At 75.1% G+C, this 20,361-nt stretch carries 19 protein-coding genes; 9 read left to right on the top strand and 10 right to left on the bottom strand.

The window, feature by feature from the left end; translation table 11 throughout:
- Positions 1–25: 25 nt before the first annotated feature.
- From CP980_RS03560 to CP980_RS03575, 5 genes are all read right to left on the bottom strand, one after another.
- Entirely contained in the window at positions 26–847 is an 822-nt protein-coding gene (locus tag CP980_RS03560; RefSeq protein ID WP_150492594.1) for a GntR family transcriptional regulator, read from the bottom strand.
- Positions 848–1,001: 154 nt separating this feature from the next.
- Complete coding sequence (locus CP980_RS03565) at positions 1,002–1,409, bottom strand: Imm50 family immunity protein (protein ID WP_150492595.1); 408 nt, start codon at positions 1,407–1,409, stop codon at positions 1,002–1,004.
- 1 nt (position 1,410) lies between these two features.
- Positions 1,411–1,893, bottom strand: a complete 483-nt coding sequence (locus tag CP980_RS03570; protein WP_167535781.1) for an Imm50 family immunity protein — start codon at positions 1,891–1,893, stop codon at positions 1,411–1,413.
- A complete protein-coding gene (locus tag CP980_RS36675; protein WP_373312787.1) occupies positions 1,880–1,975 on the bottom strand; it encodes an HNH/endonuclease VII fold putative polymorphic toxin in 96 nt (31 codons plus the stop codon). Before CP980_RS36675 ends, CP980_RS03570 begins: the two co-directional genes overlap by 14 nt.
- 4 nt (positions 1,976–1,979) lie before the next feature.
- Complete coding sequence (locus CP980_RS03575) at positions 1,980–3,587, bottom strand: IucA/IucC family protein (RefSeq protein ID WP_150492597.1); 1,608 nt, start codon at positions 3,585–3,587, stop codon at positions 1,980–1,982.
- Between the two features lie 119 nt (positions 3,588–3,706).
- Here CP980_RS03575 and CP980_RS03580 point away from each other — a divergent pair, with 119 nt between their 5' ends.
- Entirely contained in the window at positions 3,707–5,260 is a 1,554-nt protein-coding gene (locus tag CP980_RS03580) for an IucA/IucC family protein (protein WP_150492598.1), read from the top strand.
- Positions 5,261–5,271: 11 nt separating this feature from the next.
- Entirely contained in the window at positions 5,272–5,937 is a 666-nt protein-coding gene (locus CP980_RS03585) for a class I SAM-dependent DNA methyltransferase (RefSeq protein WP_229906867.1), read from the top strand.
- Positions 5,938–5,991: 54 nt separating this feature from the next.
- Here CP980_RS03585 and CP980_RS03590 read toward each other — a convergent pair whose 3' ends face one another.
- On the bottom strand, positions 5,992–7,191 hold the full coding sequence (locus CP980_RS03590) for a hypothetical protein (protein WP_150492600.1): 1,200 nt from the start codon (positions 7,189–7,191) through the stop codon (positions 5,992–5,994).
- Positions 7,192–7,397: 206 nt separating this feature from the next.
- On the opposite strand from CP980_RS03590, the gene CP980_RS03595 reads away from it, so the two are divergent.
- Both CP980_RS03595 and CP980_RS03600 read left to right on the top strand, forming a co-directional pair.
- On the top strand, positions 7,398–8,915 hold the full coding sequence (locus CP980_RS03595) for an FAD-binding oxidoreductase (RefSeq protein WP_150492601.1): 1,518 nt from the start codon (positions 7,398–7,400) through the stop codon (positions 8,913–8,915).
- 11 nt (positions 8,916–8,926) lie between these two features.
- Positions 8,927–9,847 carry a S1 family peptidase gene (locus CP980_RS03600; RefSeq protein WP_132753928.1) on the top strand — a complete coding sequence of 307 codons (921 nt, stop codon included), beginning with the start codon at positions 8,927–8,929 and terminating at the stop codon, positions 9,845–9,847.
- On the opposite strand, the gene CP980_RS03605 is transcribed toward CP980_RS03600, so the two are convergent.
- Both CP980_RS03605 and CP980_RS03610 read right to left on the bottom strand, forming a co-directional pair.
- A complete protein-coding gene (locus CP980_RS03605) occupies positions 9,801–10,196 on the bottom strand; it encodes a hypothetical protein (protein WP_132753930.1) in 396 nt (131 codons plus the stop codon). The two genes, CP980_RS03600 and CP980_RS03605, sit on opposite strands and share 47 nt — an antisense overlap.
- 60 nt (positions 10,197–10,256) lie before the next feature.
- Entirely contained in the window at positions 10,257–11,204 is a 948-nt protein-coding gene (locus CP980_RS03610) for an AEC family transporter (RefSeq protein WP_150492602.1), read from the bottom strand.
- A gap of 83 nt (positions 11,205–11,287) precedes the next feature.
- On the opposite strand from CP980_RS03610, the gene CP980_RS03615 reads away from it, so the two are divergent.
- The 4 genes from CP980_RS03615 to CP980_RS03630 all read left to right on the top strand — a co-directional run bounded on the left by CP980_RS03615 (position 11,288) and on the right by CP980_RS03630 (position 15,711).
- The gene (locus tag CP980_RS03615; protein ID WP_150492603.1) at positions 11,288–12,649 is read left to right on the top strand and encodes a sensor histidine kinase; all 1,362 of its coding nucleotides are present in this window, start codon (positions 11,288–11,290) and stop codon (positions 12,647–12,649) included.
- On the top strand, positions 12,646–13,326 hold the full coding sequence (locus tag CP980_RS03620) for a response regulator (protein WP_099888327.1): 681 nt from the start codon (positions 12,646–12,648) through the stop codon (positions 13,324–13,326). Before CP980_RS03615 ends, CP980_RS03620 begins: the two co-directional genes overlap by 4 nt.
- A gap of 133 nt (positions 13,327–13,459) precedes the next feature.
- On the top strand, positions 13,460–14,503 hold the full coding sequence (locus tag CP980_RS03625; RefSeq protein ID WP_132753936.1) for an alpha/beta hydrolase: 1,044 nt from the start codon (positions 13,460–13,462) through the stop codon (positions 14,501–14,503).
- Entirely contained in the window at positions 14,500–15,711 is a 1,212-nt protein-coding gene (locus CP980_RS03630; RefSeq protein WP_150492604.1) for an acyltransferase family protein, read from the top strand. Before CP980_RS03625 ends, CP980_RS03630 begins: the two co-directional genes overlap by 4 nt.
- A 92-nt stretch (positions 15,712–15,803) precedes the next feature.
- Here CP980_RS03630 and CP980_RS03635 read toward each other — a convergent pair whose 3' ends face one another.
- Positions 15,804–16,226 (bottom strand): DUF350 domain-containing protein, encoded by a 423-nt coding sequence (locus tag CP980_RS03635; protein WP_030154005.1) that lies wholly within the window; start codon positions 16,224–16,226, stop codon positions 15,804–15,806.
- A gap of 126 nt (positions 16,227–16,352) precedes the next feature.
- Between CP980_RS03635 and CP980_RS35790 the strand changes: the two genes are divergently transcribed.
- The gene (locus CP980_RS35790) at positions 16,353–18,239 is read left to right on the top strand and encodes a GNAT family N-acetyltransferase (RefSeq protein ID WP_229906866.1); all 1,887 of its coding nucleotides are present in this window, start codon (positions 16,353–16,355) and stop codon (positions 18,237–18,239) included.
- Here the strand turns inward: CP980_RS35790 and CP980_RS03645 are convergent.
- On the bottom strand, positions 18,164–20,269 hold the full coding sequence (locus CP980_RS03645) for an AMP-binding protein (RefSeq protein ID WP_167535782.1): 2,106 nt from the start codon (positions 20,267–20,269) through the stop codon (positions 18,164–18,166). The two genes, CP980_RS35790 and CP980_RS03645, sit on opposite strands and share 76 nt — an antisense overlap.
- Positions 20,270–20,361 lie beyond the last annotated feature (92 nt).

The raw sequence follows: 20,361 nt of genomic DNA on the forward strand, positions 1-20,361 counted from the left end.
CCGGCAGGAAGGCCGGCCGGAGGGCTCAGGTGACGCGGAAAGCGGCCACCTCCTGGTCCCGGTGGAACGTCAGCCGGTTCCAGGTGGGGAAGGCGAGGTCGGTGACGGCGAGCAGCCGGCCCCGGTCGTCGTGCAGGGTACGGCGTACGGTCAGGCCGGAGCCCGGGCCGGCGGCCGACGGGTGGCTGCTGCGCGTCATCGTCAGGGTCTCGGCGACCCGGCCCTGTTCGGCGGCCCGGTCCAGCCAGCGGTGCAGCGGCCCGAGGTCCTCGTCCCGGACGACCGCCGGGCGGTCGCGGTAGCGGGCGAGTTCGGGCGCCTCGGCGATCACGCGCGGGCAGAGGTACGTGACCGCGTCCCGCCGGGTCTCCCCCGACGGGCCGCGCTCGCGGCGGTGGTGGACCAGGGTCCGCTCCCCGCCGCGCATGCCGAGCAGCCCGGCGAGCGAGGGCGGCACGCTGACCAGGGTGAGCCAGCTCTGCTCCGGGGCGGGAACGGGGGCGGGAGCGGGGGCGGGGCGCAGGGGCCCGGCGCCGCCCGCCGCGGTCGCGGCCCCGGCGGTCGTGGACCCGGCGGCCCCAGCGGTCGTGGCCGCGGCGGTTCCGGCGGCCGCCGAGCGGGTGCCGCGCCGGCCGGTGACGATCAGGCCGTCCTCCCGCAGGTGCTGGAGTGCGGCCCTGATGGTCTGCCGGTTGACCTGGTACCGGGCGGCCAGCGTGCGCTCGGAGGGCAGTCTGCCCCCGGCGGCGTGCGCGGCGCCTTCGAGCTCGCTCCGCAGCGCCGCGGCGATTCGCTGGTACTTGGGCATGGCGGCGGCCGGGCCGCCGCCCCGCGTAAGGGAGGGCATGGCTTCTCCTCTGACGGGCGGTCAAGGACTGCGGTACGCAACCTAGCATTGGTCTATACCTGTGGGTGAGGGGGCGCCCCCGATCCCGCCCCACCTTGGCCGAATCCCGCCGCTGCAACGGTCCCTCCCGATCGATCCCTTCAGATCGATCCCTTCAGATCGATCCCTTCAGATGGACACGGGTCTGCGTGACGCGGGACGCGGCCGCGGAGAACGCGATCGAGCGGGTCTCACCGGTGACCGACACCTTCAGGCGGTCGGCCGTCCCGCCGCCGTCGCCACCGCCCTCGATCCGTACCGCACGCTCCGCGTCCGCCAGAAGCCCCGCCACCCGCAGGTCGGCCACCCCGCTGAACTCGATCCAGAAGCGCAGGGTGTTGTACGCCGCTTCCGTCCACTGCGGCTTCGGGTGCGCCGGCAGCCGCGAAGTCTCCAGGGCGAAAGTCACCGACGTGCCGCGCTCGTCAACATGGACATGAAAGAAATCGCAGGTGTCCAGGTCCGGCAGCGGGTCGGCGCCGTACAGCTCCCGCAGTTCCGGCCAGTCGTTCGGAACAGTCATCTCACACACGCTCGTAGAAGGAATTCACATGGACCGGGGGAAGCGTGGGATAGAGGCGGTTTTCAAGTGCCCGGGCGAAAGAACGCGCGCCGCCGTCACCGCCGTCCGCGTCCTGCGTGAAAACGCTGATTTTCCCTGCCATGACAGAAGCGTTCGCCGTGAAGGACACGACGAGACCGGGCGCCGCGACCTCCACAGCCAGCCTGTGTTCCGGCAGCGCGCGCAGGAGGACGTCCGCGGTGACGGGCGGCCGCCACCCCTCCATGAGGAATTCCCGCACCATCATGAACTGGATCTGGCACTGCACGGTGTCGCCCGGCGCGCCTTCCCAGCGGTCGGGGTACCTCGGCAGGTCGAGGCGCAGCGTGACGGTCGGATCCCAGCCGTCCAGGTGCACCGACCGCAGCCGGACACCCGCGAGATCGGGAATTTCGTCGTAGTACGCGGTGAAATCCGCGTTCACCACGAAATCATTCCACGTCATCGTAGTAATGCCCCTCTGCCCCAGGGATCTGTCCGTTCCGGGGATCGTCACCGGGCCGGACATGGACGTGGGGCGCCTTCACCCCATCACCACGATCGCCGGCTCCAGGCCCTCGGGGACTCCCGCGTCGACAGCGGGTTCGGGAGCGGGATGTAGCGGGCGTCGGCCCCGTCGGCGCGCGTCCAGCGCAGCAGCAGGTTGGTCTTGCCCGGGAGGGAGGGGGCCGAGAGCAGTTCCGCGATCTCGGGCAGGCCGTGTTCCGCGTCGTAGCGCAAGAACTCCTCGCGCACCGCGGGCCACACCGCGGCGGCCGCGTCCGGGTGCGCCTCGGCGAGGGCCCCGGCCACCTCCGTGAGGTGGTTGACCACCAGGCAGTAGACCAGCCGCTGCCAGCCGGCGGCCCGCTCCGTCTCCGGCAGCAGCTTGACCCCCTCCGCGTCCCGGAACAGGGCCTGTACCGGCATGCCCCGCTCATCCACCGCCACCAGGCTGTTCTGGAGGTGCGCCTCCAGGACGACGCCGTGCCGGGCGAACACGTCCAGTACGGGCGGCACCACATGGCGCAGGTACGCCCGCCACCAGCCGGCCGGATCGGCCGTCGCGGCGAGCGGGCTGCCCGCGAACCCCTCCGCGAGGGCGGCGGACGCGAGCGCGGTGGCCCCGGGCTCCAGCCGCGCGTGGAGACCGTCCCGGACCAGGACGGCGAGTTCCTCGAAGGCGAAGGACGCGGTGCGGTAGCCCCGGTCGGCGAGCCAGACCGCGTTCGACCCTCGGCGGCGCAGCCCGTCGAACGCGGCCTCGACCGCCGCGTCCGTACGGCGCAGTTTCACCAGGTCGTGGCACCACAGCCGGCGCACGTCGTTGGTGATCCGAACGTCCAGGCTGAATTTGACGAAGAGGTCCGCCTCGCCCGGCACGTACAGCGTGCGGATCGACGCCGTGGGCCGGACCGGCCGGCGGGAAGGACCCAGGTGCAGCAGCCGGCCGTCGGCGAACGCCGTGCGCACGGCCGGGGAGCCGCCGACCAGCTCCAGCTGCCAGGGGTGCGCGGGCAGCAGCCGGTATCCGGAGGGCGGGCGCGGGCCGTCGAGCAGCCCGGCCAGCGCGTCGATCGCGTCGGCGGCGGCCTCGCCGCCCTCCTCGGCCACCTGGTCCTCGCGCAGCCCCAGGAAGACCAGCGGGTGGCGGGCGTACGCCTCCGGTGCGTACGGCAGCCAGCTCGCCGCGGGCGCGCCGCCCCGCGCCTTGGGGGCGGGGTGGTACGGGTGCCCCATGACCAGGGACTGCTCCGAGCGGACGTACGGGTCCCGCGGGGGCTCGGCGGCGGCCCGGGCGCCCAGCAGCGCGGCGACGGCCTCCCGGCTGTCGGCGATCTCGACGGGCAGCTCGTCGTTGGGGACGCCGGTGTACCGGCGCAGCTCGTCGGCGGTCAGCTTGACGAGCTCGGCGTGGCTGAGCGGACGCCAGCCGTCCGCCGTACGCAGCTCGGGATGCAGCGGCCTGCGCCCGACCCGTACGCGCAGGAGCCGGCCGCTGCCGCGCAACCGGTGGACGGCGCCGCCGCGGTCGGCTGCGGCGGCGTCCGGAACCCACTCGGCGGGATCGGCCGCTTCCCGCAGCAGGCAGTTCAGCAGGGGGGTGGCGGCGTACGCGTCGGCTGCGGCGTTGAGGTCCACGGATTCCATTCGGTCCATCCCAGGTGCCGGGTCGCGGGGCGTCCGCCCGGCCGTGATCTTCAGTATCCGCGATGATGAAGTGATCATCACGTCACCCGTGAGAGACCCGTGAGAGGAACAGGGCCCTGCACCCCAGCATGAACCTCCCCGCCTCCCCGGCCGAAGAGGCCGTGTCCGCCGAACTGGCCGAGGCGCGTCCCGCCCTCGGTCCCGCTTACGGCCGCGCGCTCGACGGCGCCCGGGCCGCCGTGCTGACCCGGCTGTGGCGGGCTCTGGCCTTCGAACCGCTGCCGTGGGTGGAGCGCCGCGAGCGCGGGCCCGGCGGCCTGGTGCTCCGGCTGTCCGGCGGCCGCCGGCTGGAGGGCCCGCTCCCGGATCCGTACGCGACCGACCCGTACGTCCGGGAGGTACTGCTCGACGGCGCCCCGTACCGGCAGGCCGGACGGCTCATGACGGCGCTGGGGGTACCCCACGGGGAGGCCTTCGCCGCCGAGCTCGACGACAGCACGGCCTCGCTGGCGCTGTCGCGGGCCGGGCAGCCGGCGGCGGCGGAGGACGCCGCTCCGCAGAGCGCCTGGGAGTGGGAGCAGCGGGTGGTCGACGGCCATCCCTACCACCCCAACTGCCGCTCCCGGCCGGGGTTCTCGGTGGCCGAGCAGCTGGCGTACGCGCCGGAGCACCGGCCGCTGGTCGAGCTGGGGCTGGTCTCCGTACGGGCCGAGGAGTGCCTGGTCACGGGCGCGTGGCCGGCCGAGCTGCGCGACGGTGGCCGGCTCCTGCTGCCGGTGCACCCGTGGCAGGCGCAGCACGTCCTGAAACAGACGGGCCGGGGGGCGGGCGGGGTGCTGCGTCCCGGTTTCGCGGCGCATCCCCTGATGGCGCTGCGCACCCTGGCTCCCGCGGCGGGCGGGGCACACGTCAAGACGGCGCTGAGTACCCGGCTGACCTCCTCCGTGCGGGACATCTCGGAGTACTCCATCGAGACGGCGGCGGCGGTCTCCGCGTTCGCGCAGGCCCTGTCCCAGCGGCTCGACGGGCGTCTGCACATCACCCGCACCCTGGGCGCGGCGACGGCGCACAGCCCGGACCTGGCGGCGGTACTGCGCGAGCCGCCCGAGCTGTACGCGGACGCGGCGGCGGGCGAGCGGGTGGTACCGGTGGCGGCCCTGGGCGGGGCGGCGTTCGCGCGGTCCGCGGCCTGGCGCGCCGAGTTCGCCCGCCTCGCGCTGTCGGTGTGCCTGCGGGTGCTCGACCTCGGGGTGGCCCTGGAGGCACACGGCCAGAACCTGTTGGTCGTGCTGTCCGCGACGGGGGCCCCGCTGCGGCTGGTCTACCGCGATCTCGCCGACATCCGGATCAGTCCGCGGCGGCTGGTGCGGCACGGCCTGCCGGTGCCCCCGCTCTCGGGCCGCCTCGTCTCCGACGACGTGACCCTGCTGCGGCGCAAACTGTTCGGCTCCCTGCTGACCGGCGCGCTGGGGGCCACGGCGGGCTCGGAAGCGGCGTTCGGCGAGGCGCTGGCCGAGGCCGCCGGCCTCCCCGCCACCGCGGACACCGATGCCCTGCTGACGGCTCCGCTGCCGACCAAGGCCCTGACGCTGATGCGGCTGAGCCCCGGGATCCCGGGCGACCAGTGGGCGGAGCTGGACAATCCGCTGACCGGGCCCGGCGGGCGGGGCCGGGCGGTCTGATGTCACAGGGCATGAAGGAGACCGGGCAGACCGCGGACCTGAATTCCGTACGGGCGGCGTACGACGCCGTCGCCGTCGACTACGCCCGGCTCCTCGGCACGGAGCTGGCACGGAGGCCGCTGGACCGGGCGATGCTGGCCGCCTTCGCCGAGTACGTGCGCGGCGACGGGAGCGGCGCGGCCCGGGCGGTCGCGGACCTGGGCTGCGGTCCGGGGCACGTGACGGCCCATCTGGGCGGGCTCGGCGTACGGGCCTTCGGTGTCGACCTGTCCCCGGCGATGGTCGCGGTGGCCCGGCGGACGTATCCGGGGCTGCGCTTCGAGGTGGGCTCCATGGCGGCGCTGGACGTGGCGGACGCGGTGCTCGGCGGGGTCCTCGCCTGGTACGCGACCGCGCACACCCCGCCGGGGGAACTGCCCGCGCTGTTCGCGGAGTTCGCCCGCGTCCTGGCGCCGGGCGGCCACCTGCTCATCGCCTTCGAGGCGGGTGACGAGAGGGCCCGGCTGGAGCACGCGTACGGGCGTCCCGTCGGGCTGGACGTGTACCGGACCCCGCCGGAGCTGGTCGCGGGCCTCCTGGCCGGCGCGGGGCTGGAGGAGATCGCCCGTCAGGTGCGGCGGCCCGAGGGGGACGAGGGGTCCCCCCGGGCCTTCCTCCTGGCCCGCAGGCGTTCCTAGCCGTGTCTTTCGGATCATGGCGGGCCCGGGGCGCCCTGATCCGAAAGACACGGCCTAGCCGACGCTGCCGACCGTTCCGACGCTCCCCTCCAGCACCTCCAGACGCTGCTGCGTCAGCCGCAGGAGCCGCGGTTCGAGGCCGGGCAGGGCGCGCAGCAGGCGGACGAGCTCGGGGCCGGAATCCCGGGCCGCCTCCTGGTCCTTGAGCTGGGTCCAGCAGTACAGGGCGCCCGCCGCGGCGGCGAGGACCTCGGGGGCGTCCGGCGGCTGGTGCTCCAGGCGGTGGTGTCCGGCGTTGATCCAGAGCCGGGTCGCCGAACCGTAGTTCCCGGCCATCCGGGCGAGATCGGCCCGGATCTCGGCCCAGTGGGTGGCCTCCGGGGAGCTGTGGCCGTGGGTCTGGAGGACGTGCTGCTCCCAGGCCTGGGCGAGGCTCGCGGCCTCCTGGTGCCGGCCGCCAGTGGCGAGGGCGTGGATGTGCGGCCGCGGGTCGGGAGCAGGCTCCTGGGGTTCCTGGGGCCGGTGAGGCTCCTGGGGTGCCTGAGACGCGTACGGCGCGTGCTGGGCGGCGGTGGCGCCGAGTTCGCGCGTGGCGGGCAGGACGAGGGTGCCGGGCGGCAGGGCGGCGGCTCCGACGGCGAAGGCGTGCAGGTGCAGGTTGGCGGGGCGGGTGGGGCTGCGGCGCAGCTGGTCGATCCAGTGCCGGGTGTACGCGCTGACCTGGTGGGGCCCGCCGGCGAAGGCGGGCGGTACGACCACCCCGTACACCTCTGCGGAGGGTGAGGCGGGCAGGCTCCCGTACTCCTGGAGCACCGGCCAGGCGGTCTTGTCCGCGACGAGGTCGAGCACCACCGTGGTCGGGCCGGTGGGGCGGGCGGCGAGCTCGGTCCCCAGCCAGTCCCACGGCAGGGCCGTGTAGCGGACGGTGGAGGCCGTGGTCCCGGCGAGCGCGAGGTGCAGGCCGTGGCCGCGGCGGTCGAGCGTGAGCCGGCCGGAGAGGTAGACGAGCAGCGGCCCCGGGGTCGCCGCGGCGGCGCGCAGCCGCATCAGCACGGTGTTGGGATCACGGGCGCCGTCGAGGTACGTGGTGTCACTGGGAACGTGGCTGTTCAACAGGGCCGACGCGGGCAGCACTCCGAGCGCGGCCAGGTTCGCACTGGGCGCGACTTGGACGGCCCGCCGCCGTACCGCGGCGTCGCCCGCTATGAGAAGAACATGCCCTCGCTGCTGCCTGCCGGCTCCGTCGATCTGCATGGGCAGACCGTACTCATCTCGCGCCCCCGTCGCAGCCCAGGGGTTCGAACCGTTCCCTCGCGCCCCCGCCGGCCGGCCCGGACGGGCACCGCGCCGGCGGCCGGCGGCGAGCGCCGGGAAGGCGGCCGTGGGCCGTTCGGGGGGCAGCGGCCGGGGCGTGGGCCCGCCTTCGACGCGATCGGGCCGGGCGATGGCAGGAAGGAGGGATGAGCCTCCATCGCCGCCGGTTGCTGGGCGGCGCACCCGCACTCGTCCTGGCCGCCCTCGGGGTCACCGGGGCGCACGCCCGCGCTCCCGACTGGGCGGCGCTCGCGCGCGGGACCGACGGGCGGGTGGTGCTGCCGGGCGACCCCGAATACCCGGAGGCCCGGCAGCTGTTCCAGCCCCGCTACGACACCGTCGCGCCGGGCGCGGTGGCCTACCCCGCGCACGCCGCCGACGTGGCCGTCTGCCTGGACTTCGCCCGCCGCTCCGCCGTCCCCGTCGTACCGCGCGCCGGCGGCCACAGCTACGCCGGCTGGTCCACCCGGGCCGGCGGGCTCGTCGTGGACGTCGGCGCGATGGCCGCCGTGACCGTCGAGGGGCCCGGCGTGCGCGTCGGCGCCGGGGCCCGGCTCGGCGACGTCAACCGGACCCTGGCCGCGCGGCGGCTCACCCTGCCGACCGGTCTGTGCCCCACCGTCGGCATCGCCGGGCTCACCCTGGGCGGCGGACTGGGTCTCGCCTCCCGCGCCCACGGGACCACCTCCGACGCCCTGACCGGCGCCACCGTCGTCACCCCCGACGGCGTCGTGCGCGAGGTCGACGCCACCCGTGACCCGGACCTGTTCTGGGCCCTGCGCGGCGGCGGGGGCGGCAACTTCGGCGTGGTCACCGAGCTCCGCTTCCGCACCCACCCGGCCACCGACTGCGCCTACGCCGAACTGCACTGGCCCGAGGCCGACTCCGCCGCCCTGCTGCGCGGCTGGCAGCGCTGGCTGGCCGCCCTCCCGGACCCCTTCTGGAGCCAGGTCGAGTTCCTGATCGAAAGCGGCCCGGCCACGGCCCCCGCCGTGCGCGTCCTGTGCCTCGACGGCCGCGCCGAGCTGGAGCGGCAGCTGACCCGGCTGTCCGGCCTCGTCGGCCGCCCGCTGCGGGACAGCTGGACCGTCGTACGCACCTACGAGGACACCCTGCGCGCCATGTCGGGCTGCGCGGAGCAGAGCGCCGCGCAGTGCCACCTGCCCGGCACGCTGCCCGGCCGGACCCCCGAGGGACGGATCGGCCGGGACTCGTACGCCGGGCGCTCCGACTTCTGGGGCGCCGCCGGGCTGCCCGACGCGGGCGTCGCCGCCGTGCTGGCCGCCGTACGGCGCTACGGGCAGGCCGTACCGGCCGGCGGCCTCGGGGTCGTGCAGTTCACCGGGGAGACCGGCGGCGCCGTGAACCGGACGGCGGCGGCCGGCACCGCGTTCGTGCACCGCGACAGCGCCTTCCTCACCCAGTACCTCGCCTACTGGCCGGCGTCCGCGACGCCCTCGCAGGTGTCCGCGCACCAGGGCTGGCTCGACGGGCTGTGGCAGGACCTGCGCCCCTGGGCGAGCGGTCGCGCCTACCAGAACTACATCGATCCGAAGCTGCCCGCCTGGCGCGAGGCGTACTACGGGCCGAACCTCGCCCGCCTCGAAGAGGTCCGGCGCACCTACGACCCCGACACGCTGTTCCGCTTCCCGCAGGCCATCTAGAGGAGCCCGACATGCGACGTACGTTGACCGTGGCGGCGGCGACGGCCGCCCTGCTGCTGCCCGCCGGGCCGCTGCCGGTGGCCGAGGCCGGGAGCGCCATGCCACCGCCCGGACGGTGGTCCGCCCGCGAGGCGCAGACCTTCTGGACGGCCGACCGGATGGCGTCCGCGGCCCCCATGACCCCCGCGTCGGCGACCGCGGCCACCGACCCGGGCACCGGGCAGGACTTCGACGGGATCCCGGTCGTCGGCCGGATGTTCGTGATGAAGGGCGGCGGCGCCTACTTCTGCACCGCGAGCGTGGTCTCCTCCCCCGGCCGTGACCTGGTGCTCAGCGCGGCGCACTGCCTGCTCGGCACCGACGCCCGCCAGGTGGCCTTCGTACCGCTGTACACGGCGGCCAACCCGCAGCCGTACGGAATGTTCCCGGTGCTGCGGGCCGCCGACGGGAAGTCCAAGGTGTGGATCGACCCGCTCTACAAGAGCCTGGGGGCGGACAAGGGGGCCACGCTCGACGTGGCCTTCGCGCAGGTCGGGCCGGACGCCGACGGGTTCCCGGTGGAGGAGGTGGTCGGCGGGAACCGCCTGGTCACCGGCGCCGGTTACGAGCACGCGAAGGTGTCCCTGATCGGCTATCCGGCCTCGGCCGCGCGCCCGCGGCTGTGCGTGAACCGCACGACCAAGTTCACCAGCAAGGATCCCGGGATCCCCGGATCGTTCCTGCGGATCGACTGCACGGGATACCCGGGCGGGACCAGCGGCGGGCCCTTCCTGAAGAACTACGACACGGTGACCGAGACCGGGGACGTCGTCGGGGTCATCGGCGGCTGGAAGACCGGCGGGGACACCGCCGACACCTCGTACAGCTCGTACTTCGGTCCGGAGGTCAAGAAGTTGTACGAGCAGGCGGTTGCCGGGGCGAAGGCGGGGTGAGCACCCGCACCCAGCGGGTGCGCCGAGGGTTGCCCACCGTGCGCGGGGTCGCGGGGATCCCCTCGGCGGTCAGCGGGTCGGCGGGCGGCAGCCCGAGCTGGCGGCGCAGGTCGGCGAGGGCGGCGTGGACCGGAGCCAGGAGCACCTCGGCCCGGGGGTGGGCGTGCGCGAGGGCGTGGGCGGTGGTCTCGATGGTCTCGGCGGCGTCCTCGGCGGCCGTACGGCTCCACCCGCCGGGCTCGGCGGAGCTCCAAGGGGCGACGGCGTCGTAGAGGTGGCAGGCGGCATCGGCCGCGGCGTCGGCCCGTTCACCGACGCCCGGCGCCGCGATGGTCGGCAGCAACTCCATGCCCGGTCAACGACCGAAGCCGCCGGGGGGAACGTAGGGCGGGCCGCCGGTTCGGCTCCCTCAGCCGGCCACCGTCTGCAGCCAGAGCGGGAGCAGCAGCAGCGAGACCACCGAACTCTTGATCACCAGCGAGGCGGAGAGGTCCACGCCGACGTCGTAGCGCTGGGCGAAGACGAACAGGTTCTGGGGGGTGGGCATGGCGGCGATCAGGACGAGGTACGTGAGCCACTCGCCCCGCACCCCGAGCAGTGGTCCGCACACCGCCCAGGCCAGCAGCGGGAAGCCCAGGCACTTGAAGGCGATGATGGCCATCTCCTCGCGGGAGGTGCCCCGGACGTCCAGCCCCACCCCGCCGAGGTGCAGTCCGAGGGCGAACAGGGCGATCGGCGAGGCGCTGTCGCCGACGAAGGAGGCCCCGTCCAGCACCACCTTCGGGAGGTGCACGGAGGAGAGGTTGAGCACGATGCCGGCATTGCAGGCCAGGACCACCGGGGTCGCGAGCGAGGCGCCGACGGCCCGCGGGAGGCGTTGGCCGGGACCGCCGGAGGTCTCGCCGGCGCGGCCCAGCTCCATGATGGAGATGACGACGAGGGAGAGCACGCAGACCTGGAAGAGCAGGACCGGGAAGATCGGCGCGGCCGTCCCGAAGAAGGTGATGAACACGGGGACGGCGAAGTAGGCCGTGTTCACCTGGACTCCGGCCATGACGCGCAGGGCCACGTCGCGGGGATCGCGCACGCCACGGGCGGCCGAGGCGAAGGCCAGGAGGAGCACGGCGAGGGCGGCGGCCGCGGCGTAGGCGCCGATCGCGTGCCAGTCGAAGAGGGCGCCGAGGTCGCTGGCGTAGATGTTGCCGAAGAGGTAACAGGGGACGGCGAAGAGGAAGGCGTAGTCGGCGAAGGCCTTGGATGCCTCGGCCGGGACGGTCTTGCGGCGGGCGAGCAGGACACCCCCGCCGAAGGCCAGCAGCACCGGTACGAGCTTTTCGAGTGCTGCCGCCGTGCCCATGCGTACGGTTCCCCCTGTGATCGACAGCGAGCAGCGTACTCCTGCCTCGCCGGAGGGAGTCCGGAGCATAGGCTGGGCCGATCATGAGCGATCGCGACGAAGCCCGCCCCCGTGACCCCCGTACGACGCCTCCCGCGCGGGCGGCCCGGGCGCCGATGCGGTTCACGGTGGTGCTGCGTACGCCCGCGAGGGCGGCCGAGCCGCTGTTCGCGCGGGCGCCGAAGGCGTGGCAGCGGGCGCTGCCGTACGTCGTCGCCGGCATCTGCGTGCTGTCGCTGCTGCCGGCGACCATCGCCGTGCTGACCAACGACTACAAGGCGGGCGGCGGCTGGGCGGGGGCCCTGGGCGTGGCCCAGACCGTGCCGTTGCTGCTGGCGGTGACGCGGCCGCTGCCCGCGTGGGGGCTGGTCCTGGTGGCGGACACGGTCGGGGCGGTGGTGCTGACCCACGCCGACGCGGTGGCCGGGCACGCCTGGCCGTGGACCCCGATGTCCGTCGTGGGCTACCTGGCGCTGATGGTCTGTCTGGGGCTGCGCGAATCGATCCGGACCCTGATCGGGGTCTGGCTGGTGACGGGCGCCGTCGGGGTGGTGCTCGGCTTCTTCGAGCCCGACGGGGTGACCACCACGGCCGCGCTGCTCTTCGTGCTGAGCGGCAGCTTCCTCGCCGTGACGGGCGCGCTGCGCGGGGTCGGCGACGCGCAGCAGCGGACCGCGGAGCAGGAGAGCATCAGCGAGGCCGAGCGGGCCCGGCGGACCCTGCTGGAGGAACGGGCGCGGATCGCCCGGGAACTGCACGACGTGGTCGCGCACCACATGTCGGTGATCACCGTGCAGGCGGACTCCGCGCCGTACCGGCTGCCCGGCATGGCGGAGCCGGTGCGCGAGGAGTTCGCGGCGATCGCGGCCAGCGCGCGCGAATCGCTGAGCGAGATGCGGCGGCTGCTGACGGTGCTGCGCAGCGACGGCAACGGGAGCGGGGACGGAGCCGCCGCGACAGGTCCCGGGGGCGCGTCCGAGCTGGCCCCCCAGCCGGGGATCGGCAGGATCCAGCAGCTGGTGGAGGCGACCGTACGGGCCGGACAGCCGGTGGAGTTGTCGCTCGCGGCCGGGGCCGGGCGGGCGGCGACGCCGGCCGTGGACCTGTCGGCGTACCGGATCGTGCAGGAGGCCCTGGCGAACGTGGTGCGGCACGCGCCGGGAGCCGAGACCCGGGTCTCGGTGACGCACGACGCCGAGAACGTCCTCGTGCTCGTCGTCAACGGTCCGGCGGCCCGCGACGCGGCGGTGGAGCCCGGGGGTTCGGGCACCGGGCACGGTCTGGTCGGCATGCAGGAGCGCGTACGGTTGACGGGCGGGACCCTGGACACCGGGCCGCTGCCCGACGGCGGCTTCCGGGTCGCGGCCCGCCTGCCCCTGAACGACGCCAGCGAGGAAGCCAGTTGACCATCCGTGTGATCATCGTCGACGACCAGGCCATGGTGCGGGCGGGGTTCGCCGCCCTGCTGTCGGCGCAGGCCGACATCGACGTGGTGGGTGAGGCCCCCGACGGGCGGCAGGGGGTCCAGGTCTCGCGGACCGTGCATCCCGACGTGGTCCTGATGGACGTGCGCATGCCGGAGATGGACGGGCTCGCGGCGGCCCGGGAGCTGCTCAGCCCGCCGCCGGGGGTGGTCCACCGGCCGAAGGTGCTGATGCTGACCACCTTCGACATCGACGACTACGTGTACGAGGCGCTGCGCGCGGGCGCCTCGGGGTTCCTGCTGAAGGACGCGCCGCCGGCCGATCTGATCGCGGCGGTCCGGGTGGTCGCCTCGGGCGAGGCCCTGCTGGCGCCCTCGGTGACCCGGCGGCTGATCGCGGACTTCGTCCAGCAGCGGCCGGCCCCGCGCAAGGACCCGGCGCTGCGGCTGAAGGGGCTGACCCCGCGCGAGACCGAGGTGCTGGAGCTCATCGCGCGGGGGCTGTCGAACCAGGAGATCGCCGGGCACCTGGTGCTGGCCGAGCAGACCGTGAAGACGCACATCGGGCGGGTGCTGGCCAAGCTGGACCTGCGGGACCGGGCCCAGGCGGTGATCTTCGCGTACGAGGCGGGGCTGGTACGGCCGGGCGACGGCGACTGACGTCCCGCCCCACGGACCGGCTTCTCCTCCACCCCCTACCGGGGTATGACATCCGACTTGGCTCCACGGTCCGACGTCTGCCGCGACACCTTCTTCCTACCTTCCCTCTCGTCACGAGGAGAGGAGAAGGGGCATGCGCCGCTTCGGAAGGACCCTGGTCACGGCCGCACTGGCCGTGACGGTGGTCGGGGGGACCGCGGGATGGGCCTCCGGCGACAGCCAGCGGGCGGTCACCGGACCGCCGCCCGGCACCGCCGCCTGGCGGGCCGACACCGCGTCCGGCCGGCCGCTGCCCGACCCCGCGAGCGCCTCACCGCGCGACGTCGCCCGGTTCTTCGCCGGGCTGGACGAGGCCGGGAGCCGCGAGCTCGTACGCGAACACCCGCTGGTGGTCGGCAACCTCGACGGCGCACCGGTCGCCCTCCGGTACGAGGCGAACCGGCTGGCGGTCCTGGCGAGCGGCGAGGCGCGCTACGCCTCGCTCGCCTCGCCGGGCCGGCAGATCCTCGCCTTCGATCCCCGCGGGCGCGGTCAGGTCGTCGAGGTGTTCGGGGACCTGGGGCGCGCCGCGCACGTCTCGGTGGTGGTGCCGGGTTCGGACAGCGACGCCACCACGTACGACGCGAAGCGCGCGCCCCACACCGGACCGGCCGGGATGGCCCGCTCCCTGCGCGCCGCGGCCGGCGAGGACACGGCGGTGGTGGCCTGGACCGGCTACACCACCCCCGTCGGCGTCGGTCTGGACGCGGCCTCGGGGCGGCTCGCCGAGGCGGGCGCGGACCGGCTGGTCCGGTTCACGGAGGGGCTCGACGCGATCGGCGCACCCGACCCGGTGCTGTTCTGCCACAGCTACGGCTCGGTGGTCGGGGGCCTGGCGGCCGGGCGCACGGACGCCGGCGACATCGTCGTGTTCGGCTCCCCCGGCATGCGCGCCGCCACCGCCGCCGACTTGCACACCCGCGCCCGCGTCTGGGCGGCCCGGGGGCCCTCCGACTGGATCGGCGACGTGCCGAACGTGGAGTTCGCCGGGATCGGCCACGGCCCCGATCCGACCTCCGCCGCCTTCGGCGCCCGCACGGTGCCCGCCGCAGACGTGCACGGCCACACCGGCTACCTCGTCCCCGGCACCCGGTCCCTGGCGGCCTTCGCCGCGATCGCGAGGGGAGAGCTCCGGTGAGCGCCCTGACCACCCTCGTGCGGGCCGCCGACCGGATCGAGCGGCAGACCCCCGCCCACCGCGACCGGGCCGTGGACGGGCTGCGCGCGCTCGCCCTGCTGGCCGTGCCGACGGGGCACTGGCTGCTCGGCGGGTTCACCCTCGACGCGGAGGGCGGCCTGCACAACGCCAGCCCGCTCTCCGCGTTGGGCGCTCTGGCCCCGGCCAGCTGGGTGCTCCAGATGCTCGGGATCTTCTTCCTGGTCGGCGGCTACGCCTCGGTGCTCTCCTACCACCGCCGCAGGGGGTCGGCCGGGGCGTGGCTGAGGGGCAGGATCGCCCGGCTGGGGCGGCCGGTGCTCGGGGTCACGGCGGTATGGGCGCTGGCCGCGCCGGTGCTGTACGCGGCGGGCGTGCCGGAGGCCACGCTGCGGACCGGGGCCACGCTGGTGATCCAGCCGCTGTGGTTCGTCGGGGTGTACGTGGTGGTGACCGCGCTGACCCCGTACTGCGTCCGCGCGGCGCGCCGGCTCGGCGGCTGGGCGGCGGCCCCCCTGCTCGCCTCGGTCGCGGTGGTGGACTTCCTGCGGTACGGGCCGCTCGCCGGTTCCGTGCCCTCGTGGCTGGCGGTGGTGAACATCGCGCCGGGCTGGCTGTTCGCGTACCAGCTGGGCGTGTCATGGGGCGAGGGGCGGATCGGCAGGCGCGGGGCCTGGCTGCTGCTGGCCGGCGGGACCCTGCTGTTCGCCGCGCTGCTCGCGGTGTTCCACTACCCGGCGTCGATGGTGGGCGTGCCGGGCGAGGCGCGCACGAACTCGCACCCGCCGTCGCTGCTGGTGCTGGCCCTGGCCTCGGCGCAGTCGGGGGCGGCGATGCTGCTGCGCGGCCGGCTGGCGCGGCTGCTGGCCCGGCCGGCGCTCTGGGCCCCGGTGGTCGTGATCAACCTGTGTGCGATGACGATCCTGTGCTGGCACCAGACGGCGATGCTGGCGGCGGCCGTGCCCGGTTCGTTCGCGGGCCCGCTGGCCGGTCTGACGACGGCGCCGGACGGTCTCGGCTGGATCGCGGCGCGGGTGGCGTGGATGCCGGTGTTCGCTTTGCTGCTGGTGGGCATCGCCCGGTACGCCCGGCGGTTCGAGGAGCCGTGGACCCGGGCGACGGCGGTGCGGCGCATGCTGGCGGGGGTGCTGGCGGCCGGTTTCGCGGTGTTCGCGCTGGGGCTGGCGTAGTGCGGGCGGGTGCACGCCGATACGACGAGAGCGCCGCTCCGCGGAGGGAGCGGCGCTCTCGTCGGATGCGCGCGGCGGACGGTTCCGGCCGCTCAGGCGATCGAGGCGGCGACGATGGCGGCGACCGCCAGGTTGCAGGAGGCCGTGACCCAGACCGCCGGGTGCGGCTCGGGGTCGACCACGATCGCGCCCAGCTTGCCGGGGGTCACCCAGTCCAGCACCAGGAAGGCGAGGCCCATCAGGACCAGGCCGAGCACCCCGAAGGCGGCCGTGGACAGCAGCCCCTTGCCGAAGTCGTCGTACGTGGTCCAGATCGAGGTGAAGACGATCCCGCCGACGCCGAGCAGCGCGGAGCTCAGCATGACGGCCGCGTTCCGGTTGCGCTCTTCCCAGATCTGCTTCGGCAGCTTCCCGGGCGTCAGCACGTCCACCAGGACGATGCCGAGGATCAGCAGGACCAGGCCGAGGGCGCCGTAGGCGCTCGTGCGGCCAAGTCCGTTGATGATGTCGCTCATTGAGAAGCCGTTCTCCGCGGGGGTAGGAAGGACCTGCCGTACGTGACGGGACACCTCCCGTCAGGGGGGCTCAGGGTGGCCGAATCTATCGCACGGTCTCCCGGCAGGCCATGGGGAGGTCAGGGAATGGTAAAGCTGAGAGCGGGGCGGCCCGGTGAGGCGGAGGAGCTCACCGCTCTGGTCCTGCGCTCCAAGGCCCACTGGGGCTACGACGCCGCTTTCCTGGCCGCCTGTGCCCCGGAACTGCGCATACCGGCCGGGGAGGTGGCGCGGCGCCGGATCGTCGTGGCCGAAGACGCCTCTGACGGGCGGGTGCTGGGGCTCGCCTCCCTGGAGGGCGGGCCGCCGGTGGCCCGGCTGGGGCTGCTGTTCGTGGAGCCCGGGGCCATCGGGCGGGGCGTGGGGCGGCGGTTGTACCGGGACGCGCTGCGCCGGGCCGCCGCCCTGGGCTTGCGCAGGCTCCTGATCGACGCCGATCCGCACGCCGCCGGGTTCTACCGGGCGATGGGCGCGCTCGGCCCACCGGAACACGGAGCGGCCGGTGGCGCGCCGGAACCGCCCGCCGGTCTGGTGCGGTTCGAGGCGGTGCCCGCGCCGCTCGCCGCCTGGGCACAGGCCTGGACGGGCGGCGGGCCCGCGGTGCACGTGGGCAATGTCGCCGAGTACAACGCCCAGTTCGCCGACGCCTCGCTCGACCGCGAGCAGCGGGCCGCGCCGCACTACGCCTGTCTGGCCGCCTTCTACAGCCCGTGGCCGAGCGCGCTGGTGCTGCCCGGGGCGGTGCCGCCGGGCTGGATCCGGCGGGTCGGTCGCCTCCTGGAGTGGGAGGGGGTGGAGGTGTACGACGGCCTGGCGGAGGGGGGTCCGGGGCTGCCCGCGCGATCCGGGCTGCCGGTTGCCGGGTTGTCGGATGCCGTACGGGCCCGGCCGGCGCTGGCCGGGCGGCTGGGCGGGACCGGGCTGCCCCTCGTACCGTGGGGGCTGACGGCGGGCTTCGCGCGGCTGACCGGCCGGCCGTGGCGGCCCCGCGAGCTGCGGTACGAGTCGAAGTCGGCGGCGCACGGCCTGTTCGGGCGGATCCTGGCGGGCGGCGGCCATCCCGCGATCCTGCTGCCCGGGCAGTGGCCGGCCCCCACCCGGTGGACGGCCGCCCGGCTGCTGGCCGCCCGGGCCCGGGCGGGCGAGAGCACGGTGCTGAAGTCGGAGCACGGCGTGGGCGGTTCGGGCACCACCGTGGTGAGCGCCGAGCGGGTCCGGGCCGCGGGCGGCGCCCGCGCGGTGCTGCGCGCCCTGCCGCGCGGGCCGCTGCTGGTGGAGGAGTACGTGGCCGGGCCGGCGGATCCGCGGGAGCCGCGCGACCTGACGTACGACGGGTTCGTGGACGGGGCGGGCCGGGTGCACGAGGTGGGCGGCGCGGTGATGGACGTCGCGGGCGGCGGGTACCGCGGGGCGACGGTGGGCCCCGGGGTGGTGCCCGCCTGGGCGCGGAAGCCGCTCCTCGCGTTCGGTGGGGCGGTGGGCCGGGAGCTGTCGGCCGCCGGCTACCGGGGCTGGTTCGACGTGGACTTCGTCGCCGACGGGGCGGGGCGGCTGGCGCCCACCGAGACGAACCTGCGGCTCACCGGGCCGTCGATCGCCTTCATGGTGGCGGCCCGGCTCGACGAGCTGCGGGGCGCGGGGCACTTCGTACGGATCGCGGACCGGGTGGAGTTGGGGGCACGGCTGCCCGAGGCCGCGCTCGACGAGCTGTGCGAGGTGCTGGAGCGGGGGTGTGCGCGGCTCGGGGCGGTGTTCCTGCCCGCGATCCCGACGGGCGCCTTCGACCCGGCGCCCTGGCTGGGCGTGCTGGTGGCCGCGTACAGCGTGCAGGCGCTGGACGCGGCCGAGGCGCTGGTGCGGGCGGAGGCGCTCGCCGTGGGGGCGGCGTTCGCCGAAGGTCAGCGGGCGGACGGGCCGCCGCGGTCGTCGGCCTCTTCGAAGTCGAACGGGGAGGGCGGTTTCCGGGTGACGTAGAAGGCGAGGACGGCGGCCGCGAGCATCAGTGGAATGTTGAACGCGTAGACGAGGGCGGCCTGGAGCGGCCAGTCGTGCTTGGCCGCGAGCCGGTAGAAGTTGTCCTGCGGCCACCAGGCGATCAGCAGGTACACCACCGCCAGGTGCGCGGCCCTGGTGAAGCCGGGGCTCTGGCCGGGGCCGTGGCGCAGCATCATCGCGCGGCCGCCGACGAGGAAGACCAGCCCGGCGGCGAAAGAGGCTCCTTCGAACAGGTACAGCACGAAGAAGAGGAACGCCCAGGGGTTGGGCACGCCGTCCAGCTCGGTCGATCCGGGCCAGAGGATCTTCGCGAGGATGAAGAAGATCAGGCCGGTGCCGATCAGGAACGGAATGCCGCAGCCGACGAGCGGGAACGGTGTCGGAGCGCCGCTGCCCGTGGGCGTGTATTTTCCGGAGCCCCCCGCGCCGCCCCGGCCCGGCTTCCCCGCGGCCACCGGCCGGGGCAGGGCCTCGCGGTTCTCCTGGCCCCCGCGGTTGCGGGGCAGGGTGCGCAGCCGGACGACGACCTGCGGCAGCTGCACCCGGGCCACCTTCCCGGCGAGGTGTTCGCGCAGCTGAGCGCCGTCGGGCAGATCGGCGGCCGGGGGCCAGGACCGGGCGCCGGCGGGCGGTGCCAGGTGGGCGACCAGTCGGCGCGTGCCGCTCTCGTCCTCCGGGAGCTCGGCCACCAGCGCGGCGCCGATGTCCGGGTGGCTCCGGATGACGGCTTCGAGCGCGTGCGGGTCCACCGCGCCGTCGGCCATGACGATCCGGTCCCGCCGCCGGCCCCGGAACTCCAGCAGCCCGTCCGGGCGGAGCTCCACGAGGTCGCCGGTGGGGATGGCCTCGCCGCCGTCGGGCGGGGTGAGGTGGAGCTGCCCGGTGCGGGCGTCCGCGGCGCAGCCGGGGAAGGGGGAGCCGATCAGGCAGAGCTGCTCCGCGTGGTCCAACGGGCGTGGCAGCTGGGCCAGTTCGAACCAGGTACCGATGCCCGCCGCCTCGGTGAGCCCGTACACGTTGAGCAGCCGGGCTCCGGTGCGCAGGCCGGACTGCAAGGCCTCCTGCTCGTCGAGGAAGAGCCGGTCGCCGGTGACCGTGACCAGGCGCAGCCACCTCAGGGCCGGGTCGAGGTCGCGTCGGCCGCGCGCGCCGCCGCCCGAGGAGCCCGCATCGGGTGCGGCGGCGGCCCCGGCGCCTGGGACGAGCAGCCGGGTCGCACCCGCCGGATCGGTGTGCAGGACGCTGACCTGCTCCGTCTCGATCGCCCGGCGGATCCCCTCGGGCGTCCAGGGCGTGCGCTCGGACACGACGAGGGCGCCGCCCGTGCACAGGGCCCTGGTCCAGCCCGCGGCGAAGGCGGTGAGGTCCGGACTCTGGGTGATCAGGTGGCGGTCCTCGGGGACCGGCCGGATGACCTTCGTCCAGGCCTCGTGAGCGGCGAGCAGCCGCGCGTGCCCGACGGGGACGGCGCGCGCGAACGCCGCGCCGGTGAACAGGACGGCGGCCGCCGCACCGTGCTGCGGCCGCTGCGGCGCCTGCGCGGGCTGGGCGGATATCTCGGCCGCCTCCGCGCCGAGACGGACCACCCGACGCCCGCCGCCGTCGTCCAGCCGGGCGTGGTGCGCGGCGTCGGTGAGCAGGACGTACGGGGTGAGGGCGGCGAGCTGCCGCTGTCCGGTGAGGGGGACTTCGACGTCGATGACGGCGTAGGCCCCGCCGGCCTTGAGGGCCGCCAGGAGGGCGACGACGATCTCGGTCCGGCGGGCGGTCCCGATCGCCACGACGGCGCCGGGCGGCAGTCCGCCGGCTATGAGGTGGTGCGCCAACCGGTTGGCGCGGACGTCCAGTTGCGCGTACGTGAGGCTGTCGGCGCCGGCGATGACGGCATAGCCCCGCGGGGTGTCCCGCGCCTGCTGCTCGAACAGGTGGAGGACGGTGTCGGCGGTCGTGCGACCGGGGCGGTCGGGCCCCGGTCCGTGCGTCGATCCCTGCGTCGTTCCCTGGGTCATACCCCGATGATGGCACCCCCCTCCGACCGTGCGCAGGATGCCGAACACCCCTCGTTCGAGCGGTGGTTCGGGCCGGTCCGGCCGTTTCATTG

This window comes from Streptomyces vinaceus (genome assembly GCF_008704935.1).
GTDB lineage: Bacteria > Actinomycetota > Actinomycetes > Streptomycetales > Streptomycetaceae > Streptomyces > Streptomyces vinaceus.